Annotated in this window: 19 protein-coding genes and 1 tRNA gene; 7 read left to right on the top strand and 13 right to left on the bottom strand. The window is 62.5% G+C overall.

Features of this window, described 5'->3' with window-relative positions; genetic code table 11:
• Window positions 1-698: 698 nt before the first annotated feature.
• A complete protein-coding gene (locus tag ACUXUR_RS11470) occupies window positions 699-1529 on the top strand; it encodes a sugar phosphate isomerase/epimerase family protein (RefSeq protein WP_445502477.1) in 831 nt (276 codons plus the stop codon).
• 262 nt (window positions 1530-1791) lie between these two features.
• Here ACUXUR_RS11470 and ACUXUR_RS11465 read toward each other — a convergent pair whose 3' ends face one another.
• The 3 genes from ACUXUR_RS11465 to ACUXUR_RS11455 form a co-directional block, all read right to left on the bottom strand.
• On the bottom strand, window positions 1792-2514 hold the full coding sequence (locus ACUXUR_RS11465; protein ID WP_445502476.1) for an SDR family oxidoreductase: 723 nt from the start codon (window positions 2512-2514) through the stop codon (window positions 1792-1794).
• Window positions 2515-3426: 912 nt separating this feature from the next.
• Window positions 3427-3585, bottom strand: coding sequence for a hypothetical protein (locus ACUXUR_RS11460; protein WP_445502475.1), 159 nt, complete (start codon window positions 3583-3585; stop codon window positions 3427-3429).
• A gap of 460 nt (window positions 3586-4045) precedes the next feature.
• Window positions 4046-4121, bottom strand: a tRNA-Glu gene (locus ACUXUR_RS11455).
• A 95-nt stretch (window positions 4122-4216) separates the two neighbouring features.
• On the opposite strand from ACUXUR_RS11455, the gene ACUXUR_RS11450 reads away from it, so the two are divergent.
• Window positions 4217-5215, top strand: coding sequence for an RluA family pseudouridine synthase (locus ACUXUR_RS11450; RefSeq protein ID WP_445502474.1), 999 nt, complete (start codon window positions 4217-4219; stop codon window positions 5213-5215).
• Between the two features lie 195 nt (window positions 5216-5410).
• Window positions 5411-6316 carry an RNA polymerase sigma factor RpoH gene (gene rpoH, locus ACUXUR_RS11445; RefSeq protein WP_445502473.1) on the top strand — a complete coding sequence of 302 codons (906 nt, stop codon included), beginning with the start codon at window positions 5411-5413 and terminating at the stop codon, window positions 6314-6316.
• Between the two features lie 70 nt (window positions 6317-6386).
• Here the strand turns inward: rpoH and ACUXUR_RS11440 are convergent, their stop codons facing one another.
• Entirely contained in the window at window positions 6387-7589 is a 1203-nt protein-coding gene (locus ACUXUR_RS11440; protein ID WP_445502472.1) for a histidine kinase, read from the bottom strand.
• A gap of 33 nt (window positions 7590-7622) precedes the next feature.
• Window positions 7623-8915, bottom strand: coding sequence for an adenylosuccinate synthase (locus tag ACUXUR_RS11435; protein ID WP_445502471.1), 1293 nt, complete (start codon window positions 8913-8915; stop codon window positions 7623-7625).
• A 1390-nt stretch (window positions 8916-10305) separates the two neighbouring features.
• On the opposite strand from ACUXUR_RS11435, the gene ACUXUR_RS11430 reads away from it, so the two are divergent.
• Window positions 10306-10671: a hypothetical protein gene (locus ACUXUR_RS11430; RefSeq protein WP_445502470.1), complete on the top strand. Its 366-nt coding sequence runs from the start codon at window positions 10306-10308 to the stop codon at window positions 10669-10671.
• Window positions 10672-10834: 163 nt separating this feature from the next.
• Here the strand turns inward: ACUXUR_RS11430 and ACUXUR_RS11425 are convergent, their stop codons facing one another.
• Window positions 10835-11758: a type 1 glutamine amidotransferase gene (locus ACUXUR_RS11425; protein ID WP_445502469.1), complete on the bottom strand. Its 924-nt coding sequence runs from the start codon at window positions 11756-11758 to the stop codon at window positions 10835-10837.
• 15 nt (window positions 11759-11773) lie between these two features.
• Between ACUXUR_RS11425 and ACUXUR_RS11420 the strand changes: the two genes are divergently transcribed.
• On the top strand, window positions 11774-12676 hold the full coding sequence (locus ACUXUR_RS11420; protein ID WP_445502468.1) for a DMT family transporter: 903 nt from the start codon (window positions 11774-11776) through the stop codon (window positions 12674-12676).
• Window positions 12677-12816: 140 nt separating this feature from the next.
• On the opposite strand, the gene purU is transcribed toward ACUXUR_RS11420, so the two are convergent.
• From purU to ACUXUR_RS11405, 3 genes are all read right to left on the bottom strand, one after another.
• A complete protein-coding gene (gene purU, locus ACUXUR_RS11415; RefSeq protein WP_445502467.1) occupies window positions 12817-13689 on the bottom strand; it encodes a formyltetrahydrofolate deformylase in 873 nt (290 codons plus the stop codon).
• Between the two features lie 65 nt (window positions 13690-13754).
• The gene (gene serA, locus ACUXUR_RS11410; protein ID WP_445502466.1) at window positions 13755-15347 is read right to left on the bottom strand and encodes a phosphoglycerate dehydrogenase; all 1593 of its coding nucleotides are present in this window, start codon (window positions 15345-15347) and stop codon (window positions 13755-13757) included.
• A 132-nt stretch (window positions 15348-15479) separates the two neighbouring features.
• Window positions 15480-16652, bottom strand: a complete 1173-nt coding sequence (locus ACUXUR_RS11405) for a phosphoserine transaminase (RefSeq protein ID WP_445502465.1) — start codon at window positions 16650-16652, stop codon at window positions 15480-15482.
• Window positions 16653-16902: 250 nt separating this feature from the next.
• Between ACUXUR_RS11405 and ACUXUR_RS11400 the strand changes: the two genes are divergently transcribed.
• Together ACUXUR_RS11400 and ACUXUR_RS11395 are read left to right on the top strand one after the other, a co-directional pair.
• Window positions 16903-18180 (top strand): efflux RND transporter periplasmic adaptor subunit, encoded by a 1278-nt coding sequence (locus ACUXUR_RS11400; RefSeq protein WP_445502464.1) that lies wholly within the window; start codon window positions 16903-16905, stop codon window positions 18178-18180.
• Window positions 18181-18256: 76 nt separating this feature from the next.
• Window positions 18257-21412 carry an efflux RND transporter permease subunit gene (locus ACUXUR_RS11395; RefSeq protein WP_445502463.1) on the top strand — a complete coding sequence of 1052 codons (3156 nt, stop codon included), beginning with the start codon at window positions 18257-18259 and terminating at the stop codon, window positions 21410-21412.
• A 78-nt stretch (window positions 21413-21490) separates the two neighbouring features.
• On the opposite strand, the gene ACUXUR_RS11390 is transcribed toward ACUXUR_RS11395, so the two are convergent.
• The 4 genes from ACUXUR_RS11390 to tilS all read right to left on the bottom strand — a co-directional run bounded on the left by ACUXUR_RS11390 (window position 21491) and on the right by tilS (window position 26600).
• Window positions 21491-21775 carry a hypothetical protein gene (locus ACUXUR_RS11390; RefSeq protein ID WP_445502462.1) on the bottom strand — a complete coding sequence of 95 codons (285 nt, stop codon included), beginning with the start codon at window positions 21773-21775 and terminating at the stop codon, window positions 21491-21493.
• 150 nt (window positions 21776-21925) lie between these two features.
• Window positions 21926-23281: a phosphoglucosamine mutase gene (glmM, locus tag ACUXUR_RS11385; protein ID WP_445502461.1), complete on the bottom strand. Its 1356-nt coding sequence runs from the start codon at window positions 23279-23281 to the stop codon at window positions 21926-21928.
• 229 nt (window positions 23282-23510) lie between these two features.
• Window positions 23511-25433 (bottom strand): ATP-dependent zinc metalloprotease FtsH, encoded by a 1923-nt coding sequence (gene ftsH, locus ACUXUR_RS11380; RefSeq protein WP_445502460.1) that lies wholly within the window; start codon window positions 25431-25433, stop codon window positions 23511-23513.
• Between the two features lie 153 nt (window positions 25434-25586).
• Entirely contained in the window at window positions 25587-26600 is a 1014-nt protein-coding gene (tilS, locus tag ACUXUR_RS11375; protein ID WP_445502459.1) for a tRNA lysidine(34) synthetase TilS, read from the bottom strand.
• Window positions 26601-26614: the final 14 nt, after the last annotated feature.

Here is a 26614-nt window from a genome sequence, read left to right as displayed (position 1 = left end):
TGGCCGGAGTTGCGGAAGAAACCGGACGCACCTGTCCGATATTCTCCTCGCTCCGTCACTTGAGACCATTCGCTGGCATTTTGGCTTACGAAGCTTCTTCAAGAATTCTGATCGGTGCTCCACAATGAAGGCCCGACCGCCAGTCTGCGCCGATCTCTTTGAAGTCCTCGAGGCACCTCCCGCGCGACAATGGCCACAAATCCGTTGCCAATGTGGGAAGCGTAAATTTTATTTTGGTGGCAAGTCAACTCTCATTATGAGATTTCTTCCGGAGAGGTCGTGATTTATTGTTTGCGGCTGTTTCCGGCACGAAAGGCTTGAACGTCGGGTCTAACTGTTATGATAGAACGCCTGAGAGTGCTTCACAGGGCAAGCTTGACCTCTTCTCCTATGCAAAATAGGACATGAGAACCTTCAAGAAGAAGCTATTTTTTCATAATGTAAATTGCAATTTCTAAATTGCAGTCCTAACCTGATCGGCGCAGGTTAGTCTGAGAGATTCCGTGCCAGAGGCTGCAACAACATCAACGAGGTATGGTCCAGTGCTGCCTGCTCACCAAATCTCGGGCGCGTGGTGACCGGCCGCAGTTGGGCAGAGAGGACCTCGCCCGATATGGCCTTTATCATACGAGCCGAACTCTTCATGCCTGAGAACACCATACCTTGGGCCTATATCCCAAGCCGCAAGGGAGCCATTCGTGACCAGACCCCTCGCCATCAACTGCTATTCCTATATCTGGCGGCTCTCCGCCTGCGAAACTCTGGCCCATCTCGCCGAACACGGACATCGCCACTTCGAACTGATGGTGAACTGGCCGCATCTGTGGCCCTCCGCGATGGGGAATGCGGCTCGGCATCGAATCGGCCGTCTGCTCGAAGAGAAGAATCTTAAAGTCCTTTCGCTTGCGCCTCCGATGCTCGACCTGAATCTCGTCAGCAACTCCCCTGAGGTGCGGCGCTACTCCATCGACCACTATATCGACGTCATCCGTCTCGCAGGCGAATGGCGCACGCCCTGGGTCGTCGTGGTCCCCGGGAAGATCCACCCCCTGCTCCCGCTGCCGTCCCATTTCAGGGACCGGTGGTTCGAGGACGCCCTCGAAGAGATGGACCGCGCCGCGGAAAGCGAAGGTGTCAAGCTGACCATCGAGAATGTGCCGTCATCCTACCTGCCGCATGCCGGCGACCTCATGCGTCGCCTGAGGGAGATCGGCAATCCGCGCCTCGGTGTGACCTACGATGTTGCGAATGCCGTCTTCGCCAGCGAGGATCCAGCGGAGGGACTACGCATCGTCGCGCCGAAGCTGGAATTCGTCCATCTGTCGGATACGGGCCTGAGCACTTGGGCTCATTCGACGATTGGCACAGGCGTGGTTCCCTTCGACAGAATCGCCAGCGCCCTCGCAGAGATTGGTTTCAAAGGCCCCTCCACGCTTGAGGTCATTTCGCAGACCCCGGACGAAGATATTGCGGCAAGCTGTAAAGCTCTCTCGGCATTCGGCTGGAGCACCGCCGACAGGACAGGATGAGCCGCGGTTCGCCGGGCTCCCAGCATTCCGAGCGCAGAAGCGGGCATCACCAGCGCTGGGGGCAAGCTCCTCCCTCTTAACGGCAGATAATCCGCCATGGATCTGCAAAGGACGTCTGACGTTTACACGCGACGGATCGCGCATCGGCCTTATCGCGTGCGAACCAGGTTCGTATCTGGCTGATGGCCTTACAATAAAGATAGGAGCACTGTACTGCTGCATCGGCAGCCCGGTGCTCCCCTTCAGCCAGATTCCTTGTTATCTAGATCAGGCCGCCGTTAGGCTGAACGGTCTGACCATGCACCCACGATGCCTTGTCAGACGCGAGAAAGCTGATGATGTTGGCCACCTCCTCGGGTCGGCCGACGCGGTTGAATGGACTTAGGGCGGCGGAGCGATTGATCGCCTCTTCCGTCTTTCCGGAGCGGAACAAGTCGGTATCCACCGGGCCCGGTGCAACCGCATTCACCCGGATGCCACGGCCGCCAAGCTCTTTCGCCATGGAGCGGATGAGGCATTCAACCGCCGCTTTCGTGGCACTGTAGGGACCGACACCTGGAACAGCATGACGCACGAGCGACGTGGTCAGAGCAATGATTGAACCGCCATCGGCAACTCTTTGCGCCGCCTGATGCAGAATGTTGAATGCCCCGACGAGGTTAATTTCGACGAGTCGTCGGAAAGTATCCAACTCGAACTGCGCTATGGGAGCAGGCGGCACATTGATGCCCGCATTCGCGACAATGCAATGCGGCGCCTCGCCGAAATCCTTCTCAACATCGGTGAAGACTCTGGCAACTGCAGCAGGATCAGCAATATCGACCTGATATGCCTTGAAACTGGCATCCCTGACCGAAGGTAACTCGTGTGGGGCCTCATTCACATAAGTGAACGCCACGTCGAAACCATCCTGTGCTAACGCATTGACGCTTGCCGCGCCAATTCCGCGCGATCCTCCGAATACAAGAGCAACTTTCCGTTTCATTAGCTTTCCTCGAAGACAGGGCCTCCCAAACACACGGGGGCAATTCTGGATTAATCGATTATCATGAAGGCGTTGTTCGTCTCGGGACTTCCTTCTTTTTGGCCGCAGTCAGAGAAGAGATGTCACTCGCATTCGAGATCAGGCGTTTAGCTGAATAAGGCGGACGACAATCCCTCCATCCTTAATTGATCAAATCCATGGAACGCACATCCCACGCCTTCGGATCAGAGAAAGCTCAGCCGCCATTCGAGACCCGGCTGTGAACGGTCCTAATGACAGCTGAAACGCTGAGAAGACTTGCGAAGATGGGAGTCACTCTGACCACAGCGGCATCCACTTCTCCGATCAATCGATCGCGTAGATCAGAATTCTCATCAGGTTTGATCGTCCCGATAAAAGATCGATGATGTCCCCTCCGTTCTCTGGAGTGTTTTCAGGGTGAATCTGTGCCCCTTGATCTCGCCCTACGGGGCAACGTCGCGGCCACTTGCGTTTAATCTAGGTCTTTATACGTCCATGTCGCAAGCACTTTCTGATTGTAGCAATCAACCTTTTGCCGTTTGGCCAGACGGAATTCCGAGCGGCTGCATCGTAAAGTGAGACTCTCCTTCTGAAACGCCGACTGAAACGAGCGTCAGCAATAAGCTCTACAGCACCTGACTTTCTCAGATTTGCCGACGAATTCTACAATGCAGGAAAATATCTCACTGAGCGGCAAAATGGTGATGCGGAGCAGTGCGGCAGGCGTGATGGACTGCGGGGCGTGCTCCATGCAGATGGGCGGGCCCCACGGCGACCAGAGCGTTGTCTCGCTGGCCCATGGAACGCAGTCAGCGAGCGCATGCATCGCGAAATGGCGATGGAGTACACGGGCAACGCCGATGCCGACTTCGCCCGCAACATGATCGCCCCTCACCAGGGCGCCATCGACATGGCTAAGATCGTCGTCGCCTTCAGCAAGGACCCGAGATCCGCGAGCTCGCCCAGAACGTCATCAAGGCGCAGGAGGACGAAATCACCATGATGACGGCTTGGCTCGCGGAGAGCGCGAAGCCGTGAGGTGTACGCCATGGCATCCAACCTGACGATCAGCCGGCAGACGCTTCTCCACCGGACTTGCCGCTGCATCCGTCACCAATGCGGCCTTTTCCGCAGTGGCGGTAGAAGCCCTGCCCGCGATGACGGTCACCAAGGACCCGAGCTGCGGCTGCTGCGGTGCCCAGGCCGAGCACGTGCGCAAGGCGGGATGTGCCGTCGAGGTAATCAAGCCGGCAGAGGTGAACCGCCTCAAGGCACGCCTCGGCGTGCCTCAGGCGCTAGCCTCCTGCCACTTGGGTCAAAGGTGTCCCTAAGTGCGCTTGCGCGACGGTCTGTTTACGGCCCGAACACGGAACTTTGAGCAAGGCCTGCCGAGCAAAACCTGAACTCGGCAGCGAATTTATTTGCTGCACAGTTCTGTCGCTCGTCTTGAGAGATTTTGGAGAAATTTGATGGGACCTACTGGTTCTTCCAGCTAAGTCCCTGAAACCTTTGGCGCTCCCTAGGGGACTCGAACCCCTGTTTTCGCCGTGAGAGGGCGACGTCCTAGACCGCTAGACGAAGGGAGCTAGCAAGGTGGAGGCCGCTCGTATAACCACCATCGTGAATCCCTTCAAGCCCTTTCTCTTAAAAAAGAGGGGGCCATGCTGAAAATGAGGACGCGGTGGACGAGACGAACCTTCACGAATGGACCCTGGACGATGGAACAGCGGCCGAGCGGCTGGACCGGGTGCTCGCGCGCCTTGCGAGCGACTTGTCGCGCAGCCGTCTGCAGGCACTGATCCGCGAAGGCCAAGTGACCGTCAATGGCGCGCCCGTGCTCGATCCGGGCCGCAAGGTGGGAGCAGGCGCCCGGGTTGCGCTGCGGGTCCCCTCACCCGTTCCGGCCGAGCCCCAGGGGGAGGCGATGGACCTCGTGATCGTCTATGAGGACAACGACCTCATCGTGATCGACAAGCCGGCGGGGCTTGTGGTCCATCCGGCGGCGGGGCACGAATCCGGCACTCTGGTCAATGCGCTCATCGCCCATTGCGGCGATAGTCTCTCGGGCATCGGCGGCGTCAAGCGCCCCGGCATCGTGCATCGGCTCGACAAGGATACGTCGGGCCTCCTCGTTGTGGCTAAGAACGATCTGGCCCATCAGGGCCTCGCGGAGCAATTCGCCGATCACGGCCGCACCGGCCCTCTGGAAAGACTCTATCTCGCCCTTGTCTGGGGCGTGCCGGAGCGCAAGCGAGGAACGGTGGAGGCGGCGCTGGCCCGCAGCCAGCATAACCGGGAAAAGATCGCCATCGTCTCCGACGAGAACGAGCGTGGCCGCTATGCCATCACCCATTACGAGGTGCTGGAGGCCCTGCCCCACGCCAATCCCATGGCCGCTCTCGTCCAATGCGAGCTGGAGACCGGGCGTACCCACCAGATCCGCGTCCACTTGGCCCATATCGGCCACCCGCTCCTTGGCGATGCCGTCTACGGCTCAGGCTTCAAGACCAAGGCGAACCGCCTCTCGGACATGCAGCAGCAGGCTTTAAAAGCCCTGAACCGGCAGGCGCTTCATGCCGCGGTTTTAGGCTTCGAGCATCCCAGGACAGGCGAATTCCTGCGTTTCGAGAGCCCCATCCCTGCGGATTTGGCAATGCTCGTGGAAGCCCTGCGAGCGTAAAGTCGAGCGTCAATGCGTCGCAAAATTCTGCCACGCTGGCACCCTTGCGCTTTCCAGGCGTTCACCACGTCTTGAAGCCTGACGCCTCTATTCGGACAAGGTCGGACCGCTTATATAAGGAAGTTGGCGGCTGGCCATTCTGGGGGCCGCCTCAGGCTTGCCTCACGGAAAGAGGGAGCCAAAGGAGGAGAACACATGGCTACAGCGCTTCCAGTGCTTGCCAATGAAGGGGGCCTTTCCCGCTATCTCGACGAAATCCGTCGCTTCCCCATGCTTGAGCCGCATGAGGAATACATGCTCGCCAAACGCTGGCGGGAGCATGGAGATCGCGAGGCTGCCCATAAGCTCGTGACATCCCACCTGCGCCTCGTCGCCAAGATCGCCATGGGCTACCGTGGCTACGGCCTGCCGATCAGCGAGGTGGTGTCGGAAGGCAATGTCGGCCTCATGCAGGCCGTCAAGCGCTTCGAGCCCGACAAGGGCTTCCGCCTCGCCACATATGCCATGTGGTGGATCAAGGCGGCGATTCAAGAATATATCCTGCGGTCCTGGTCCCTCGTGAAGATGGGCACCACCGCGAACCAGAAGAAGCTGTTCTTCAACCTGCGCAAGGCCAAGGGCCGCATCTCCGCCCTCGAAGAGGGCGATCTGCGTCCCGAGCAGGTAAAGCAGATCGCCACCCAGCTCGGCGTGACCGAGCAGGACGTGGTGGACATGAATCGTCGCCTCGGCGGAGACGCCTCTCTCAACGCGCCCCTGCGCGAAGAGGGCGAGGGTGGCGGCGAATGGCAGGATTGGCTGGTCGATCAGAGTGAGAGCCAGGAGCAGCTGCTCGTGGAGGAGGAGGAAGGCCAGAACCGGCTGACCGCACTCCGCAACGCTCTCTCGGTCCTGAACCCGCGCGAGCGCCGGATCTTCGAGGCTCGCCGCCTCTCGGAAGACCCGATCACGCTCGAAGAGCTTTCGACCGAATTCGGCGTCTCCCGCGAGCGCGTGCGTCAGATCGAGGTGCGCGCCTTCGAGAAGGTGCAGGAAGCGGTGAAGAAGAACCTCACCCAGATCGAGAGCACACCATCGACTGGAGCCGAAGCCTCGGTCTGATTGGAAACCACGATTCCATGAAAAAAAGCCGCGCATCGCGCGGCTTTTTTGCTGGCTCACGATAGCTCTCCTACTGCCACTGGCTGAAGGCGCTGTTCAGAACCTGCTCGCCCGTGGTGCCCTTTTCAAAGCTCAGGATGGCGCGCTGGCCGGAGGCCATGCGGACTGGCAGATCGATCCAGTTGCGGCGCACGAAGAGTTCCGTATTGCGCTCCACATCGCCCTGCAGATTGGACAGGCCGATCAGGAACAGGTTTTCGCGCACGGGAACCGGCAGGCCCGCAACCGGCGTACCGCGCGCGGCTTCCTCGTTCTTGAACTGCAGGAGGCCGACGTCTCGGATCACGCGACCGCTGTCGCCGTTGCGGGTGGTGAAGGTGAGCTCGACCGTATGCGACGCCGGCAAGGTCGTATCGAGGTTGCGGCGCAGCACCATCTTCATGGTGAGGCCTGCATCAGCGATCTCGATATTGGCGGAGACAGCCTTCTCGAGCGGCTGCCCCTGCCCAGGATTCACATCCTCGAGTCGCCAGACCACGCGCCCGACATAGGCCTTCGGGGTCTGGGGATTGGCGGCATCCTCTTCGTAGAAGACGGCACGATGCGCCACGCCGATCGCCTGGCCTGCTCCTGCAGGAGCAGGCGCTGCCTGCGGAGCCTGCCCGCCGACACGCTCGTTGATCTTGGAATTTTCGGGAGCAACCGGGGCCTGAGGAGCTTCGGCCACGGGCGTCTCGGGGATAGGCGCGTCCGTGCGGCTCTGCCACCAGGCAAGACCCGCGACGAGAAGGATCACGAGGCCGATGACGGAGCCGAGCAGGATCGAGCGCATCCGCCCGTTGTTCTGCATGGCCGGATGCGGACGCGTGTCGACCCGCGGGCGGGCAGGTGCCGCCTCCTCGAAAGATTGAACGGGCTGCTTGGATTCCACCTCATCCTGGGAAGGCGCCCTCAAGGCCTGCCCTGGCGACACCACGCTTCGCAAGCGCTCGGCAGAGGATTGATGATGCTGATCCTCGGCCAGGAGCTCCGCGAAGGCGTTCGGATCGAAGCCTGCCGGAGGAGGCGCGTAATCGGCCTCGACCCGCGTGATCGCTTGATCGAGGGAGGTACATTCCCGCTGGATATCCGCCTCAGGCAGAGGCGGATTGAGAGACCGCAACTGGGTGACCAGAGCCGTTCGGGCGCGCTCGTAGACGGCGCGCCGCGTGACCGGCGTCTGCTCTGTCAGGCCTTCGACGGCCCGTGCGATGAGAGGGTAATAATCTGCCATTTCTCTCCGAATGGACCCGGAGACGGCCCGACGTCAAGCCTCAAAGGGGTTCTTCATGAGGATTGTGTCGTCACGCTCGGGCGAGGTGGAGAGCACCGCGACGGGCGCGCCGATCAGCTCCTCGATGCGGCGGACATACTTGACGGCCTGTGCCGGAAGATCCGCCCAGGAGCGCGCCCCGGCGGTTGAGCCGCTCCAGCCCTCGAACTCCTCATAGATCGGCTCGACCCTTCCTTGAGCCCCCTGGCTCGCCGGGAAGTAGTCGATGATCTGGCCGTCGAGCTTGTAGCCGACGCCGATCCTGATCGTCTCGAAGCCGTCGAGGATATCGAGCTTGGTGAGCGCGATGCCGTCGATGCCGGAGGTCCGCACCGTCTGGCGCACGAGGGTGGCATCGAACCAGCCGCAGCGGCGCTTGCGGCCCGTGACCACGCCGAATTCCTTGCCCTTCTGGCCGATCAGCTCGCCGGTCTCGTCGAACAGCTCGGTCGGGAACGGTCCCTCGCCCACGCGGGTGGTGTAGGCCTTGGCGATGCCGAGCACATAGCCGACGCCGCCCGGGCCCATGCCCGAACCCGTGGCCGCCTGGCCCGCCACCGTGTTGGATGAGGTGACGAAGGGATAGGTGCCGTGATCGACGTCGAGGAGAGCCCCTTGCGCGCCCTCGAACAGGATGCGGCGGCCTGCCCGGCGCTCCTCATCAAGCAGACGCCACACGGCGTCCATGTAGGGCAAAACCTTCGGAGCGACCGAGGCCAGTTCCTCATAGATCTCCTCGGGCTTGAACTCGTCGAGGCCGAAGCCGCGGCGCAGCGCATTGTGGTGCGTGAGCAGGCGCTCGATCTTGTCGCGCAGCGAGGAGAGATCGGCCAGATCCATGAGGCGGATGGCGCGACGGCCCACCTTGTCCTCGTAAGCGGGGCCGATGCCGCGCTTGGTGGTGCCGATCTTCGTGCCGGCGCTGCCGCTCTCGCGCAGCGCATCGAGCTCGCGATGGATGGAGAGGATCAGCGTGGCGTTCTCAGCCACGCGCAGGTTCTCGCGGGAGATCGCCACGCCCTGCTCCTGGAGGCGCGCCACTTCCGCCGCAAGCGCATGCGGATCGAGCACCACGCCGTTGCCGATGACCGAGAGCTTGCCGGGGCGGACGACGCCGGAAGGCAGCAGCGACAGCTTGTAGACGTTGCCGCCGATCACGAGGGTATGACCGGCATTGTGCCCGCCCTGGAACCGCACGACCACGTCCGCCTGCTCGGACAGCCAGTCGACGATCTTGCCCTTGCCTTCGTCGCCCCACTGGGCGCCCACGACAACCACGTTCGCCATCGCTCAAGCCTCACATGAAAAAACCCCGGCGCAAGGCCAGGGTTTGGATGGGTAAAAACCTTGCAAACCCTCTTCGTGGATCGCGCGCCCCAGGTCAAGCCGGAATGAGCCTTGTCCCATGCATCATGCTCCGTCCTGCTGTGCGCGAGATGTCCCTCAGTCTCGGTTTTTCAAGAGACGGAATAAAGGCGAGCGCCTGCACCCTCAGAGAATGGCTCATCAAGCACGGGCACCGCTTTCCCCTCCCCGCTGGCGGGGGTGGGGTGGAACGACCGGGTGAGCGATGGGATTCGTTCACTCACGTCATCACCGGCCTTGTGCCGGTGATCACGATAAAGCGAAGCGTTGCGCTCTTCCTGTTCGGGGTGGCTGGGGCAAGCCCGGCCATGACAGTAGTACTGTTGTACTCTCTTGATGAAGCGCAGCACTTTGACTTTGCGACCCCCACCCTCAATCCCTCCCCGCAAGGGGGAGGGAAACACCCAGCCTCTCAAGATGAAGGCGGAGCTATGAGAAAATGGGGATCCCCGGAGCAAGCCCGGTAGTCGGCCATGACGGAGAGAGTGGGACGGAAGCCGTCATCCCGGCCGGAGATGGCGAAAGCCATCGGAGGGGAAGGGAGTCCATAGCGCCTCGTGTGTCGGTGGATTCCCTTCCCGGTCCTTTCGGACCGCCGGGGCTGACCCGGGCGGGCGCTGTCGGATGTGACGCAGAAGCTCGATCGGAATTGTCAAAGAGCCAAGCGGCAGCATCCTCGCGGCGTGTTGGCCCGAGGGTGTGGGTCGAGGGGGGCGCGAGGAGCGGTCCGGCTCGATCTTGGAAGTGAAGCGTGGAACCGAACGGCTCCTCGCGCACGGCTTCTTTAGGCGGACAGGCGGCACCGGCTCCGTCAACCGCCGCAAGCGGACACCGCAGCGGTCGCTTCTCGACCTGCGGGCGGCTTGTGACCGATCCGAGCCCGACTTGCACAGCCTGGGCCTCCCGTCACCGGAGGCTGCGTTGACCTCCCGCACGGGACCGCTCCCGACCCCGCAGTCACGACGCCTCGCGAGCGCGCCCCCGGCAGGTCAGGACAGATGCAACATAGTTTAGATTAGGACCAAAGTCAAGAACAGAGTGAGAACACGATCATCGTCGTTCTGGGCCGGGTAGCGGTGGTGCGACCGGGTGAGCGATCATGAGAGCCTGCGCTGGAAGACCTCTCCCGTGTGGGAGAGAGGTGCACAGTAGAACCCAATGTGTTTGCTGGATCAGACACAGCGCTCCGACTTTTCGAGCCTACGGCCCGAAGATGATTCTGGCGGAGCGCCGATGGCTTCCCTAACAGTACACAGTCGCCTAGATGCTCTCCATAGATAGGAATATGTATTCCATCACCGGGGAGAGCGCCGTGAAAAGGATTTTTGTCGTTGTCGGCATGGCGCTCGGCACTGCGGGCTGTGCGCCAATGGTGCAGGAAACCATGACGGTCTCATGCTCGGACTATATCGGCCGGCCGATTTCGGAGCGCATCGCGGCTTTCGGGCCGCCACAGGCAATCTACCGGATCAACCCGACTGAGTTGGGATACGTTTTCGAGACGAAAGACACGACCTTCGTCGGCGGCGAGACCTATTACACGGTCAACTACATGATCGGGGCCGACCGGCACCGTGCTCCCATCTACCCTGTCACCACCAAGTGCCGGGGCTTCGTCGTGCAGGCGCCATCCTCCGCCACTCCCGTCTCTCAGCGTATCATCGTGGATGTGCTTTAGCGTGTCGTGCGGAACCGGAGGTTCGCGTCGCCCCCCCACGTCATCACCGGTCTTGTGCCGGTGATCCCGACCTTTTGAAGCGCTGCGCCCGTTACATCGGGATGGCCGGGATAAGCCCGGCCATGACGAAGGGAGAAGGTTCTTTGGACCGACCCGGAGGATGTCAGGCCCGGCCGCGGGCGCTCTTCTGTATCTTCACCCGATGCTCGATGAAGTTGCGGATTTCCCGGGTGCGGCGGTTCGCATCCAGCACCTCGGCATCGACCCCGTGCCTCCAGGCCAGATCGAAGCGTGAAGGCTCCACATCGAGTGTCGTCAGGTCATCCGCGTAGGAATGGACCTCTTCCGGCGTGCGGCAGAAGCCTTCGCGGATCATGAGTTCGGTTCGCTGACGCAGGATCACCGCCAGTTCGGAAAGGCTGAACTCCGGGTGGTACTGCACGCCCCAGAAGGTGCCGCCGTCCCTTCGGATCTCAGCCGCCTGAACCTCGGAGACCGGATTGGTGGCGATCACGCTGGCGTCTTCAGGAAGCGCCGTGACCATATCGAGATGAATGGCGGGCGCATCATAGACCTCCGGGCGGCCCTCAAGCAGGAGGTGACCCCTTCCCTCCTCCGTGCGCCGCAGGCGGCGGGCGAAACCCACTTCGCGACCGAGAGGATTCTTCTGCACGTCGCCGTCTGCCGCAACAGCGGCCACCTGCAGCCCCCAGCAGGAACCGAAGGACGGCGTGCCCGAGGCATAGATCGCCCGCATCAGGTCGATCTGGCGCGTGATCTCAGGGGTACGGTCATAGATGCTGAGGTGCGAACCGGTGAGCACGATGCCATCGTAAGACTCGAGCCCCGCCTGATCCGGCAGGTTCGCGCCCTCGTCCGTCGGGAAGGCGATGTCGCAGATCGCCGTCCTTTCGATGTCCTGGATCGCCTGTGCATAGGACTCGGACAGCATATTGCCATAGGCAGCCTTGTGGGCCTCCCTTGCACTGCGCGTATTGCCCTCAACCATCAGAAACCGTAAGGCCATCATCGTCACCCGCTTCGTTGACGCTGGTTTATCGAAACTGCGCCCGGCGGCAAGTATCATGAGGTCTAGCCTTCCATGAAAATCCTGCAATCGCTCTGGAAGGGACTGTGGGGACAGGCCTACCTGCTTCTGATCCTCACCACCCTTATGTGGGGTGGCAATGCCATCGCCGGACGTCTCGCCGTCGGCGAGGTGTCGCCCATGCTGCTCACCTGCATCCGCTGGGCCATCGTGGCCGTCATCTTGGGGCCGCTGGTGGGACGGCAGGTCGTGGCCGAGTGGCCAAAAATCGGCTCGCGCTGGCTCTACACCATCCTCATGGGCTCTTCGGGCTTCACGGCGTTCAACGCCCTGTTCTATGCCGCCGCCTATCATACGAGCGCAGTGAACCTCACGATCTTCCAGGGCTCCATTCCGGTGCTGGTGCTGATCGGCACCATCCTGTTCTTCGGCGCACGCGTGATCCCGCTGCAGATCTTCGGCATGATCGTCACGATCCTCGGTGTCGTGCTGGTCTCGGTGAAGGCGGATCTCGAGGTTCTCACGACGCTGGCGCTCAACATCGGCGATGTGTGGATGCTGATCGCCTGCGTCTTCTATGCGGGCTACACGCTGGGCCTGAGGCGTCGGCCGCCCGTCTCGGGCCTCGTGTTCTTCACGGCCATGGCGGGCGTCGCATTCCTCACGTCGCTGCCTTTGCTCGCAATCGAGATCGCGCAGGGCGCGGTGCAATGGCCGACGCTCAAGGGCTGGCTGATCCTTCTCTATATCGGCCTGTTCCCGTCGCTCATCTCGCAGATTTTCTTCATTCGTGGCGTGGAACTGATCGGGCCGGCACGTGCAGGCCTATTCGTCAACCTCGTGCCGGTCTTCGGCGCACTGCTCGCCGTGATGCTGCTGGGCGAGCCCTTCGCCTACTACCACGCGCTGGGCTTGTTTCTGGTGCTCGGTGGGATTTGGCTGGCGGAGCGGAAGTAGTAACAGTCACACCACTGCAAAATGCATTTTTCCGTCATGGCCGGGCTTGTCCCGGCCATCCACGTCTTCAACGACGATAAAGACGTGGATACCCGCAACAAGTGCGGGCATGACGAAGAAGGACATCACTATAGGCAGCACTAATCCGCGAACACCACCGTCTTGCGGCCATTGAGCAGGATGCGATCTTCCAGGTGGTAGCGCACCGCACGAGCGAGAACGCGCCGCTCGATATCACGTCCCTTGCGCACGAGATCGTCCGCGCTGTCGCGATGGGTGATCGGCTCCACGTCCTGCGCGATGATCGGCCCTTCATCGAGATCGGACGTCACGTAATGAGCGGTGGCGCCGATCAGCTTCACGCCGCGCGCATGGGCCTGATGATAGGGCTTGGCGCCCTTGAAGCTCGGAAGGAACGAGTGGTGGATGTTGATGCAGCGGCCCGAGAGCTTCGCCGCAAGCCCATCGGACAAAACCTGCATGTAACGCGCGAGCACCACGAGATCGGCCTGTGAATTGCGGATGATCTCCCAGATTCTGGCTTCCTGTTCGAGCTTCGTGTCCTTCGTCACGGGAAGATAGTGGAACGGAACGTCACCCAGGCCCACATGGCTGTAGGTTTCGGCGGGATGATTGGCGATGACGCCGACCGGCTCGAAATCAAGCTCGCCGATGCGCCAGCGGTAGAGCAGATCGGCCAGGCAATGATCGAATTTCGAGACGAGCAGCATGACTTTGCGCTTTTCGCCGATATCGCGCAGGGTCCATGTCATGCCGAAGCGATCCGCCAAGGGCACGAAGCCATCCTTCAGGGCGTCGATATCGCCGTGCCCTTCGACCGGATTGAAAACGACACGCATGAAGAAGCGATCCGTCAGCGTGTCGTCGTATTGCTGGGCGTCGAGGATGTTGAGGCCCACATCGGACAGATGCCCTGCCACGGCGGCGACGATGCCGGGACGGTTCGCGCAGGCGAGCGTCAGGACGAAGCGTTGTGACGGGACATGGACCATGATCTTACCTCTTCTCTCGCATCTTCTTTTCCGGCGAACGGGAATCCCCTTCGCCGGAAGATGCTTTAAAAACGCACCGCGCGGGCGCGCTTGACCTGCGGAATCTCCTCGATCTTGCGCAGGAGTTCATCCGAGACGGGCTCGTCGACCGAGACGAAGCAGATGGCGTCGCCGCCGGGCTTGTCGCGGCCGAGCGCGAAGGTCGCCACGTTCACGCCGGACTCGCCGAGCAGCGTGCCGAATCTGCCGATGAAGCCCGGCTTGTCGTCGTTGCGCACATAGATCATATGCGGCGCGAATTCGGCATCGACCGCGATGTCGCGGATCTCGGTGACGCGTGGCTTGCCGTCCTGGAACACGGTGCCGCCCGCATGGCGCGACATATCCTCCGCATCCACGATGATACGGATGAAGCTCTCGTAATCGCGTGCGGCGCTCTCGCGCTTGACCTCTTCCACCGTGATGCCGCGCTCACGGGCCACGATGGGAGCCGACACCATGTTGATGTCCTGCAGGAAGGGACGCAGCACGCCGGTGATGGCCGCCGATGTCAGCGCACGGGTGTTCATCTCGGCTACGGCGCCTTCGTACTCGATGCGGATGCCCTTGATCGGCGCCTCCGTGAGCTGGCCGAGGAAGGAGCCGAGCTTGTCCGCAAGCGCCACGAAAGGCTTGAGGCGCGGCGCTTCCTCCGCCGTGATGGACGGGAAGTTCACAGCGTTCTGGATGGCGCCCTGGAGCAGGTAATCCGACATCTGCTCGGCCACCTGCAGGGCCACGTTCTCCTGCGCCTCTGTCGTCGCAGCACCCAGATGCGGCGTGCAGACCACGTTGGGATGGCCGAAGAGCGGATTGGTGAGCGCAGGCTCCTCGACGAACACGTCGAAGGCGGCCCCCGCCACATGGCCGGAATCGAGCGCCGCGCGTAAAGCTGCTTCATCGACGAGGCCGCCGCGGGCGCAGTTGATGATACGCACGCCCTTCTTCGTCTTGGCGATGTTTTCGCCTGAGAGCACGTTCTTCGTCTTTTCCGTCAGCGGCACATGCAGCGTGATGACGTCGGCGCGGCGGAGCAGATCCTCCAGCTCCACCTTCTCGACGCCGATCTCGATCGCACGCTCGGGAGACAGGAAGGGATCGTAGGCGATCACCTTCATGCGAAGACCGATGCCGCGATCGGCGACGATGGAGCCGATATTGCCGCAACCGATGACGCCGAGAACCTTGCCGGTGAGCTCGACACCCATGAAGCGGTTCTTCTCCCACTTGCCGGCTTGCGTCGAGGCATCGGCCTGCGGGATCTGGCGCGCGAGCGCGAACATCATCGCGATCGCATGCTCGGCGGTGGTGATCGAATTGCCGAAGGGCGTGTTCATGACGATGATGCCCTTCGCCGTGGCGGCGGGAATCTCGACATTGTCCACGCCGATGCCGGCGCGGCCGATCACCTTCAGGTTCTTGGCCTGTTCAAGGATCTTCGCCGTCACCTTCGTGGCGGAGCGGATGGCAAGGCCATCGTAGTTGCCGATGATCTGGCTGAGCTTCTCCTTGTCCTTGCCGAGGTCGGGCTGGAAATCGACCTCGATGCCGCGATCCTTGAAGATCTGCACGGCGGCAGGCGAGAGAGCGTCGGAAATGAGAACGCGGGGAGCGGGCATGGGTTAAACCTCATGGCGTCATGGCCGGGCTTGTCCCGGCCATCCACGTCTGCCGGTTTCGCAAGCTCAGCCTCAAAAAGGCGTGGATCCCCGGGACGAGCCCGGGGATGACGGAACTGAAGAAATTGAGCCTCAAGCCGCTTTCGCGAGCTTTGCCTTTTCCTGCGCGAAGGCCCAGTCGAGCCACGGCGTCAGGGCTTCGAGATCGGATTGCTCCACGGTCGCGCCGCACCAGATGCGAAGGCCGGGAGGCGCATCGCGATAGGCGCCGATGTCGAGGGCGACGCCCTCCTTCTCGAGCGCGGCGGTGATGCCCTTGGCAACCTGCGCCACGGCTTCAGGACCTTTCGCCACCACATCGGGATCGGCGATGACGAGGCACACGCTGGTGTTCGAAGCGGTCGCCGGAATCTTCGCGAGGTTCGCGATCCAGGGCGTGCGCGCCACCCAATCGCGAATGACCTTCGCGTTGGCATCGGCCTTGGCGACGAGCGCGTTCAACCCGCCGATGGACTTCGCCCATTCGAGCGCGTCGATGTAATCCTCGACCGCGAGCATGGACGGCGTGTTGATGGTCTCGCCCTCGAAGATGCCCTCGATGAGCTTGCCGCCCTTGGTCATGCGGAAGATCTTCGGCAGCGGCCAGGCCGGCTTGTAGGTCTCGAGGCGCTCCACCGCGCGCGGCGAGAGGATGAGCATGCCGTGGGCCGCTTCGCCGCCCAGCACCTTCTGCCAGGAGAAGGTGACCACATCGAGCTTCGCGAAATCGAGCTTCTGCGCGAAAGCCGCAGAGGTCGCATCGCAGATCGTGAGACCTTCGCGATCGGCCGCGATCCAATCCGCATTCGGCACGCGCACGCCGGAGGTCGTGCCGTTCCAGGTGAAGACCACGTCGCGGTTTTTCGTGTCGACCCGGGAGAGATCGGGCAGCTCACCGTAAGGAGCGTTGATCACGCGGGCGTCGGCGAGCTTGAGCTGCTTGACCACGTCGGTGACCCAGCCCTCGCCGAAGCTCTCCCATGCGAGCATATCGACCGGGCGGGCGCCCAGCATCGACCACAGCACCATCTCCACGGCGCCGGTATCGGAGGCGGGCACGATGCCGATGCGGTAATCGGCCGGCACGCCCAGCACCTCGCGAGTGAGGTCGATGGCGAGCTTCAGGCGCGCCTTGCCGAGCTTCGCGCGATGCGAGCGGCCGAGGCTTTCGGTCTTCAGGTTTTGCAGGGACCATCCGGGGCGCTTGGCGCAGGGTCCGGAGGAAAAGAAAGGCGCGCGCGGACGCGCGTTGGGCAGGTCTGTCATGGTATCCATCCTTACAGATGGGCGCCTCTCGGTGGGGAGAGGTGTCCCGCCGACCGGTATGACGGAATGGGGGCCTATGGTCAAGGCAGATGCCGCAAGGCTAGGCAACGGAGAAAAATCTCAGATTACGAAATCGTAATACAAAACATCGTGCTCACTGCGTTATAGTCATAGGGACTGACCTAAGTTGTGTTAGGTCACATCCCATTAATTCGAGACTGAAAAAGACTTCCGAGACTAAGGAGCGAGCATGCGTGTGTCCGGTCAACTCGCCGTCATCGCCGTGCTGGGGGCAGCAGGGTTTGGCGGGTGGTATGCCTATCAAGGCGGGTACCTCGCCAATGTGCCTGTGATCGGCGCGTATGTGAGCCAGCCCGCAGGGCAAGGACAGGGCGCTCCCGCTGGAGGACGCGGCGGTCGCGGCGGTCCCTCCGGACCGGCGACCGTGGAGGTCGATACGGTCAAGACCGGTCGCATCGTGGAAACCCGCGAGGCCGTGGGCACGGTGCGCGCCTTCGAGTCCATCACGGTGACGGCTAAGGTCGCTGGCGTGATCGATGAAATCGGCTTCGAGGAGGGCCAGAAGGTGAAGGCCGGCGACATTCTGGTGCAGCTCGATGCCGCCGAGCGCCGGGCCGACATCGACCAGGCCATTGCCGAAGCCAACCGCGCCGTGGCCCAGCGGAATGAAATCTCCATCAAGCTCGAGCGTGCCCAGGCCCTCAGCCGCACCGGCGCGGGCACAAACGCGCAGGTGGAGGATTTGACCGCACAGATAAAATCCCTCGAAGGCGCGATCGCCTCGGCTCAGGCACAGCGCAAGGCGGCCGAGGCGCGGCTTGAGGACCTGACGATCCGTGCCCCGTTCAACGGCCGCGTCGGCACCCGCTCCGTTTCGCTCGGCGCCTATATCGCGCCCGGCACGCGGATCACATCGCTTGATGACCTCTCGAAGGTTCGCCTCGACTTCGCCGTGCCCGAGAACCTCCTGGGCCGTCTGCAGCCCGGCCAGACGGTGAATGCCATGTCGGCGGCCTACAAGGGCCGCACCTTTACGGGCAAGGTGTCCACCATTGATCCTCGCGTCGATCAGGCCACCCGCACCGCACGTCTCACCGCCGAGTTCGAGAACCCGGACGAGGCCTTGAAGCCCGGCATGTTCCTGGCCGTAACGCTCGAAGTCTCGGTCAATAATGAGGCAGTCCTGGTCCCGGAAGAGGCCATCGTCAGCGAAGGCCTGCGCCATGTGGTCTACCCGGTGAGGGACAACAAGGTGGAGCGCCGCGTCATCACCATCGGCCAGCGCCAGGGCGGCAAGGTCGAGGTGGTGAACGGGCTGAAAGCGGGCGAGACGATCGTGGTGTTGGGTGTCCAGCGCGTGCGCCCCGGGGCCGAGGTGATCGCCCGTCCGCTCGGTTCGAGCGCACAGGAGCCGCAAGGCGTGCCTGCCGCGAACCGCCAGCCGCCTTCGCGCAGCACGCTGAATGCGCCGCACGCGATCGGCACTGCGCAGGCCGCAGAGCGCTAAATGATTTCTCTCCCGCTCCGGCGGGAGAACTTTTGTCAACGGCTGGTCCAAGGACCGGTCCAAGAGCTGAGCCGTCATGCAGGTTTCCGACCTCTTCATTCGCCGTCCCGTTTTCGCCGTTGTGGTAAGCCTGCTGCTGATCGTGGGCGGCCTATCCGCGCTCATGAATCTGCCGATCCGCGAGTATCCGAGTGTGGATCGCCCGGTCGTGTCCGTCTCCACCGTTTACCGCGGCGCTTCGAATGAAGTCATCGAGAGCCGCGTGACCGAAGTGATCGAAGGTGCCGTGGCAGGCATCGAGGGCATCAACCAGATCCGCTCGCAAAGCCAGAACGAACGCTCCTCGGTCTCCATCGAGTTCGACGTGTCGCGCGATCCCGAAGGCGCAACGTCCGACGTGCGCGACGCGGTCTTCCGCGTGGTGGGCCGCCTGCCGGACGGCGTGGACCAGCCGGTCATCCGCAAGGTGGACGATAACGCCTCCGCCATCATGTGGGTCAGCGTCACCTCATCGACCTACGACGCTCTCGAACTCAGCGACTTCCTCAAGCGCGTCTACGTGGACCGCCTCTCGACCGTTCCCGGCGTTGCCAACGTCAACCTGGCCGGCGAACGGCGCTATTCCATGCGCATCTGGGTCGACCGCCCTGCACTGGCAGCGCGCGGCCTCACGGTTCAAGATCTGGAAACGGCGATCCAACGGCAAAATGTGGAACTGCCGGGCGGACGCATCGAATCCACCCAGCGTGAATTCACGGTGAAGACGGATTCCCGCCTCTCGACTCCGCAGGATTTCGAGCAGCTGATCGTTTCGAACAAGAACGGCTATCTCGTGCGCCTGAGCGAGGTCGCCAAGGTGGAGGTTGGGCCGGAGGACAACCGCTTCGAGTTCTATGAAGCGGGCAAGGTCGCCATGGGCCTCGGCATCGTGCGCCAATCGACAGCCAACACCCTTGCGGTTGCCGAAGGGGTGCGCGCGGAACTGGAAAACCTGAAGTCGTCGCTTCCCCCGGGAACCACGGCACAGATTTCCTACGACGAGAGCCAGTTCATCAGCGCTTCCATCGACGGCGTGCTGCACACGCTCACGGAAGGCATCATGCTTGTCGTGCTCGTGATCCTGGTGTTTCTGCGCGACTGGCGCTCCACCATCGTCGCGATCGTCGCGATCCCGGTTTCGATCATCGCCGCCTGCATGGTGATGGCTTACTTCAATGCCTCCATCAACGTGCTGACCCTCCTTGCCGTGGTGCTCGCCATCGGCATCGTGGTGGACGACGCCATCGTGGAGATCGAGAACGTTCACCGCCGGATCGAGGAAGGACAGCCGCCGCTGCTTGCCTCCTTCGACGGCGCGCGCGAGATCGGCTTTGCGGTCATCGCCACCACCGCTACGCTGATGGCGGTGTTCGTGCCGCTCGCCTTCATGACCGGCAATACGGGCCAGCTCTTCCGCGAGTTCGGCATCACGCTCGCCGCCGCCATCTTCTTCTCCGGCGTCGTGGCGCGCACGCTCACCCCGATGCTGTGCTCGAAACTCATGGTGCCGGCCCATGGCCGCATCCAGAAGATGACCGAACCCTTCTTCACGGGCATGAACAATGTCTATCGCAAGATCCTGATGCGGGTTCTCAAAGCCCCGCTCATCATTCTTGCCTTCGGTTTCGCCGTGAGCGTGTCGGCCTATGGCCTGTTCCAGATGCTGCCGAAAACCTTTGCGCCGACGGAGGATCGCGGTGCGATCATCGTGCGCGTGGAGGCACCGGAGGGTGCAAGCCTCGATTATACCCGCGATCGCGTGAAGGAGGTGGAGAAGATTCTGCTGCCCTATCAGGAACAGGGCGTCGTCTCCTCCATCACGAGCCAGGTCGCGCCCGGTTTCGCGCGTCCCTCACCGGTCAATTCCGGCATGATCATCGTCCGCCTCGTCCCCTGGGATCAGCGCACGATGAAGCAGCAGACTCTCGTGGATGAGATCAACCGCAAGGTTGCGAACTTCCCCGGTGCCCGCGTGGCCCCGATCAGCCCCGGCTCGCTCGGCCAGCGCGGCCCGTCGAAGCCCATTCAGTTCGTGCTCGGCGGCCCCGATTACAACACCCTTCGCGAATGGCGCGACATCGTCATGCTGAAGGCGCAGGAAACGGGCATGTTCGTGAACATGGATTCCAATTACCGCGAGTCCCAGCCCGACATCCGCGTGCAGATCGATCGACAGCGCGCCGCCGATCTCGGCGTGTCGGTGGAGGATATCGGTCGCACGCTTGAACTGATGTTCGGCGAACGCGAGGTTTCCACATTCGTGAACCGTGGCGAGGAATATTCCGTCATCATGCGGGGCCGCGCGGAGGATCGTGCGACGCCAAACGATCTCGCCAATACCTTCGTGCGCGCGACGAACGGCGAACTTGTTCCCCTCTCCTCCTTCGTCAACCTGACAGAAGCTGCGGCCCCGCAGACGCTCAACCGCTTCAACCGGATGCGCTCCATCACCATCGATGCGAGTCTGCAAGGCACCACCTCCATCGGCGAGGGGCTTGCGGTGCTGGAGCAGATCGTGCGTGAGAACCTGCCGGCGGAAGCGCGCATCGGCTATACCGGCCAGTCGCAGGATTTCCGTGAATCCTCGAATGCGATCTACGTCACGTTCGGCATGGCGCTGCTCGTGGTGTTCCTGGTGCTGGCGGCGCAGTTCGAGAGCTGGATCAACCCGTTCATCATCATGCTGACCGTGCCGCTTGCCGTCACGGGCGGCTTGGCCGCGCTCGTGATCACGGGCCAGACACTCAACATCTACAGCCAGATCGGCATGATCCTGCTCATCGGCTTGATGACGAAGAACGGCATTCTCATCGTCGAATTCGCCAACCAGTTGCGCGAACGGGGAATGTCCGTGTGGGATGCGGTGATCGAAGCCTCGGTGCTTCGGCTTCGCCCGATCCTCATGACGTCGATCGCCATGATCGGCGGCGCGATCCCGCTTGCCTGGTCCACGGGCGCAGGCGCGGAAGCACGGAGCGCGATCGGTACGGTGATCGTCGGCGGCGTGACCATGTCGACGCTCCTGACGGTGCTCGTCGTGCCGGCGATCTACCTGCTCATCGGCGGCTATACCAAACCCGCCACTTACGTGAGCGAGATGCTCGACCGCTTACGCGCGCAGACTGGTCAGCGCCCCCATGGTGAGAGCCCTGCCCCGCAGATCGCGCAGCCTCCGACTCATCCGGCGGAATGACCGGAGGCGATCTGCTCGAAAAGAAAGAGCTCCGCACGATTCTTCGGCGGAGCTTTTTTCTTTCGACGGGAGAAAAATCTAGAACACGTAGCGTCCGGTATTCACGAAGACACTGACCTCATAGGTCTTTAGCCCCATGACGGAGGCAATCATGCTCTCCGCATTCCACAGGACCCGGTTGAACTCGACCGAGCTGACACGGGGCGCCTCGACCACTGGCTCGGCGGTCGCCGGCTTGACGGCCGTCAGCGACTGGTCCTGGGGCAAATAGGGCTGCAAGACCCGGTTCAGCTCCGCGATCGCGTAGGCATTGAACTGGAGAGCCTGGGGTGGGCGAACGATGGGATTGCCGGTTTCGAACATCAGTGCCTCTGCAGCGAATCGCAAAGGAATTTATTGAAGAAATCGTTAATTTCAAGGACAAGCTTAACGATAATTCATGAACTTTGGCAGCAGCAGAAAAGGCATGGATGCTGCCATCCATGCCTTGCTCCTTCGCGCTGAGGGATGCGTTTAAGCGGCGGCCTGCGAGGCGGCCTGCGTCACCGCATCCACCACATCGTCCACCACTTGGATCACGAGGTCCGCATTGTCGCCCTCACCCATCACACGGATCACCGGCTCCGTGCCGGAGGGGCGGATGACAAGGCGGCCCGAGGTTCCAAGCCGCTCGCGACCCGCCTCGATCGCCTTGATGACCAAAGCCTCCTGCAGCGGCTTGCCGGACTTGTAGCGCACATTCTTCAGAACCTGCGGCAGCGGCTCGAAGCAATGGCAGACCTCAGAGACCGTCCTGCCCATGCTCTTGACCACGGCGAGGAGTTGAAGGGCTGCGATCAAGCCGTCGCCCGTCGTCGTGTAATCCGACATGATGATGTGGCCGGATTGCTCGCCGCCGAGATTGTAGCCATGCGCACGCATATGCTCGAGCACGTAGCGGTCCCCGACTGCCGTGCGTACCAAGCCGAGGCCAATGCCGCTCAGATAGCGCTCGAGACCGAGATTGGACATGATCGTGGCGACGATACCCGGTTGAGAAAGGCGTCCGTCCTCTTTCCAGGAGCGGGCGACGACACCCATCAACTGGTCGCCATCGACCCTCTGGCCCTTCTCGTCCACGATCAGAACACGATCCGCATCGCCATCGAGCGCGATGCCCACATCGGCACGCAGCTCGCGCACCTTGTGGATCAGGGCCTCGGGAGCGGTCGAGCCGACCTCGTGATTGATGTTGAAGCCATTGGGATCCACACCGATGCTCACCACCTCGGCACCGAGCTCCCACAAGGTTTCGGGTGCGACCTTGTAGCCCGCGCCATTGGCGCAATCGACCACGACCCGCATCCCCTCCAAGTCGATCTGGCGCGGCAGCGTGCGCTTGGCGAATTCGATGTAACGGGCATGGACGCTCTCGATCCGCTTGGCGCGGCCGAGATTGGCGGAACCCGCGAGGCGAGCTGTCAGATCCGAGTCGATGAGCGCCTCGATCTTCATCTCCACATCGTCATTGAGCTTGAACCCATCGGGCCCGAACAGCTTGATGCCGTTGTCCTCGTAAGGATTGTGCGAGGCCGAGATCATGACGCCGAGATCGCACCGCATCGAACGTGTGAGCATGGCGACCGCCGGCGTCGGCATGGGACCGAGCAGCAACACGTCCATGCCCACCGAGGTGAAACCCGCGACCAGCGCGTTCTCGATCATGTAGCCGGACAGGCGCGTGTCCTTGCCGATCACGACCCGGTGACGGTAATCGCCGCTCTGGCTGAACATGAGGCCCGCCGACTGGCCGACCCGAAGGGCCAGATCGGGTGTAATGATCCCGTTGGCCCGCCCCCGGATCCCATCGGTTCCAAAGTATTTCCGCATGGGTTTCTTCTCCGCATCCCGTGGCGCTGATAAGCGCTTTGGCTTTCTCAAAGCAACCCCCTCAATCCGGGTCAAGACTTCGCCCTGCAAAGGCTCATCACATGTGATGAGCGATTATTACAAGAGGAGAGAATCCTCTTACCAGATTGAAAGTAGAAGGTTCCGGTAAACAAAAAAGAACGCTCGCTGAAAAGCGAGCGTTCTTTGTAATTCGCAAGGATGCGACCTTTTAAGCCTGCGGCTGGGGCTCCATGCCCCCGTCGCTCTCCCGAGGCCGCCCGGGCCGGGTGGTCGGGACGGCGGAGCCGCGCACCGGGGTCACCGGATCGCCGCCCGCATCGCGCACCGGCGGCTGGCCGTCGAGGAGGTTGCGGATCTCCTCGCCCGTCAGGGTCTCGTATTCCAGAAGGCCACGGGCCAGGGCCTCGAGGTCGTGCGCCTTCTCGGTGAGAATGCGGCGGGCGTCGTTGAGGCCCGTTTCCACGAGGCGGCGAACTTCCGAATCGATCTTCTGTGCGGTCGCCTCAGACACGTTCTGCTGGCGGCCCATCTGCATGCCGAGGAACACCTCGTCCTGGTTCTCGCCGTAGGCCACGGTGCCGAGTTCGGGCGAGAAGCCCCACTTGGTCACCATCATGCGGGCCAGGCGCGTGGCCTGCTCGATATCCGACTGGGCGCCCGAGGTCACCTTCTCCTTGCCGAAGATCATCTCTTCCGCAATGCGGCCGCCCATCATGATGGCGAGACGCGAGGTCATCTGCTCGAAGCTCATGGACAGCTTGTCCCGCTCGGGCAGCTGCATGACCATGCCGAGGGCACGGCCGCGCGGAATGATGGTGGCCTTGTGCACCGGATCGGTGGCCGGAACGTTCAACGCGACGATGGCGTGGCCGGCCTCGTGATAGGCAGTCAGGCGCTTCTCGTCGTCGGTCATGACCAGGGTGCGGCGCTCCGCGCCCATCATCACCTTGTCCTTGGCATCCTCGAACTCGCGCATCGTCACGATGCGCTTGCCGCGACGGGCCGCAAGCAGCGCCGCCTCGTTGACGAGATTCATGAGGTCCGCACCCGAGAAGCCGGGCGTGCCGCGGGCGATGACCTTGAGGTCCACGTCCGGAGCGAGCGGAACCTTGCGCACGTGAACGCGCAGGATCTTCTCGCGGCCGGTGACGTCCGGGTTCGGCACCACGATCTGACGGTCGAAACGACCGGGACGCAGCAGCGCCGGATCCAGAACGTCGGGACGGTTGGTCGCCGCGATGATGATGATGCCCTCGTTGGCCTCGAAGCCGTCCATCTCCACGAGGAGCTGGTTGAGGGTCTGCTCGCGCTCGTCGTTACCGCCGCCGAGACCGGCGCCGCGGTGACGGCCGACCGCGTCGATCTCGTCGATGAAGATAATGCAGGGCGCGTTCTTCTTCGCCTGCTCGAACATGTCACGCACGCGGGAGGCACCGACGCCGACGAACATCTCGACGAAGTCCGAGCCCGAGATGGTGAAGAACGGCACGTTGGCCTCGCCCGCCACCGCGCGGGCGGTCAGGGTCTTACCGGTTCCGGGAGGGCCGACGAGCAGCACGCCGCGCGGGATGCGGCCGCCGAGACGCTGGAACTTCTGCGGATCGCGCAGGAACTCCACGACCTCCTGCAGGTCTTCCTTGGCCTCGTCGATACCCGCGACGTCGTCGAAGGTCACGCGGCCATGGGCCTCGGTGAGGAGTTTGGCTTTCGACTTGCCGAACCCCATGGCCCGGCCTGCGCCGTTCTGCATCTGGCGCGACAGGAACACCCAGGCGCCGATGAAGAGCGCGATGGGCAGGATGTTCATGAGAACCGCGATGAACCAGGGGGTCGAGTCGGATTGCGGACGCGCCGTGATCTGCACGCCCTTCTGCTGCAGCTTCGTGACCAGGGCCGGGTCGTTCGGCGCATAGGACGAGAAGGTACGGCCATCGGTATAGGTGCCGCTGATCTCGGGACCCGAGATGATGACGCTCGAGATGCGTCCGGCATCGGCGTCATTCAGAAGCTGGCTATAGGCGATGTCGCTGCCGCCGCCTCGGTGGCCCGGGCTCTGGAAAAGGGTGACGAGCGCCAGCACCAGGAGGAAAATGACAACCCACAAGGCGAAGTTGCGGAAATTTGAATTCATCGGATCAGGTTCTGCCCCAGAGGGAGATGAAGCACGAGAAAGATCGGGAACCTCCCCATGCGGCTAAACTCAATGTAGGCACACCGTTCCCCCTTGCCAAGGGAATGAGGCGTGCGTGCGGCATCATCCGAAGGTCTTGGCTAAGAGAATTGGCTAACGACCTCGTGAGCGGGGCGGTTCCGGCCTCACTCTTAAGAGCCCGGCCCGGTCGAGATCGAGGAGCGCTCCGGCAATCGTCAGACGCAGGCTCTCACCGGCCAGGATTGCCTTCCTCAGGCGCTCGATGCAGCTTTCCAGCCTTTGAAGGCGAATATTGTCGAGGTCGATCCGGCCGAGAGCCTGAGCCAGGATCCTCAGCCCGATCTCGAAGGGCTCTTCGGCAAGACAGGCCGCCTGAAAGGAAAAGACCCCCTCTCCTGCCTCTGGGGTCGCGCGCTCCAAAGCCTCACGCGCCTTGATCTCCAGCGCCTCGTCAGCCTGCGCGACCCGCTCGGCCAGGCGGGCCAGGCGGCTTGCGGTCACCCCCTCCTCTGCCAGAAGCGGCATCAGCCTGCGCCAGCGGACCCGGGCGAAGCGCTCGTCCGCATTGGACGGATCGGTGACGAAGCGCCAGCCGCTCGTTCGGCAGAGGTCGAGGAGCGCGGCCTTCGGCCAGCCGAGCAGAGGTCTCGCATGGGTGATGCCCTCCCGGTTCCGCTCCCGGCGCATGCCCGTCAGACCTTTCAGGCCCGAGCCCTTCGCGAGGCGCATCAGGATCGTCTCGGCCTGGTCGTCCTGCGTGTGGGCGGTGACGACATGGGACGCTCCCACCTCGCGGGCATATTGGATGAGGAGACGATAGCGCGCCTCGCGTGCGGCCTCCTGCAGGCCGGTCCTGGGCTTCTCGCCTGTCCAGACGAGGGTGCGGTGGGGAAGGCCCAAGGTCGCCGCCTTACGGGCGACAAAGGCGGCCTCCTCGGCTGCTTCGGGACGAAGGCCATGGTCCACCGTGGCGACGAAAATCGGGATGCGGCGCTCCAAGCCCCAGCGGGCGAGCAGATGCATCATCGCCATGGAATCGGGCCCGCCTGAGACGGCGGCCAGGATGCCTGTGGCATGGCTCAAACTGGAAAAAAGCTGCTCCGGATCAATGGTCGGGAGCGGATCGTCAGGCACGGGAGCGGCCACGGTTCGGGTGCTCG

Source organism: Microvirga medicaginis (assembly GCF_052658925.1).
The sequence above is the reverse complement of the archived record's forward strand: the minus strand, read 5'-3'. Positions and strand labels throughout refer to the sequence as shown.

Bases quoted from the DNA above. Each gene is read 5' to 3' on its own strand.
- ACUXUR_RS11395 (WP_445502463.1), top strand. From the start codon at position 18,257: ATGCAGGTTTCCGACCTCTTCATTCGCCGTCCCGTTTTCGCCGTTGTG.
- ACUXUR_RS11460 (WP_445502475.1), bottom strand. From the start codon at position 3,585: ATGGCGTACACCTCACGGCTTCGCGCTCTCCGCGAGCCAAGCCGTCAT.
- ACUXUR_RS11465 (WP_445502476.1), bottom strand. From the start codon at position 2,514: ATGAAACGGAAAGTTGCTCTTGTATTCGGAGGATCGCGCGGAATTGGC.
- serA (WP_445502466.1), bottom strand. From the start codon at position 15,347: ATGCCCGCTCCCCGCGTTCTCATTTCCGACGCTCTCTCGCCTGCCGCC.
- purU (WP_445502467.1), bottom strand. From the start codon at position 13,689: ATGGTCCATGTCCCGTCACAACGCTTCGTCCTGACGCTCGCCTGCGCG.
- ACUXUR_RS11435 (WP_445502471.1), bottom strand. From the start codon at position 8,915: ATGGCGAACGTGGTTGTCGTGGGCGCCCAGTGGGGCGACGAAGGCAAG.
- ftsH (WP_445502460.1), bottom strand. From the start codon at position 25,433: ATGAATTCAAATTTCCGCAACTTCGCCTTGTGGGTTGTCATTTTCCTC.
- rpoH (WP_445502473.1), top strand. From the start codon at position 5,411: ATGGCTACAGCGCTTCCAGTGCTTGCCAATGAAGGGGGCCTTTCCCGC.
- ACUXUR_RS11400 (WP_445502464.1), top strand. From the start codon at position 16,903: ATGCGTGTGTCCGGTCAACTCGCCGTCATCGCCGTGCTGGGGGCAGCA.
- glmM (WP_445502461.1), bottom strand. From the start codon at position 23,281: ATGCGGAAATACTTTGGAACCGATGGGATCCGGGGGCGGGCCAACGGG.
- ACUXUR_RS11425 (WP_445502469.1), bottom strand. From the start codon at position 11,758: ATGATACTTGCCGCCGGGCGCAGTTTCGATAAACCAGCGTCAACGAAG.
- ACUXUR_RS11405 (WP_445502465.1), bottom strand. From the start codon at position 16,652: ATGACAGACCTGCCCAACGCGCGTCCGCGCGCGCCTTTCTTTTCCTCC.
- ACUXUR_RS11390 (WP_445502462.1), bottom strand. From the start codon at position 21,775: ATGTTCGAAACCGGCAATCCCATCGTTCGCCCACCCCAGGCTCTCCAG.
- ACUXUR_RS11420 (WP_445502468.1), top strand. From the start codon at position 11,774: ATGAAAATCCTGCAATCGCTCTGGAAGGGACTGTGGGGACAGGCCTAC.
- ACUXUR_RS11440 (WP_445502472.1), bottom strand. From the start codon at position 7,589: ATGGCAGATTATTACCCTCTCATCGCACGGGCCGTCGAAGGCCTGACA.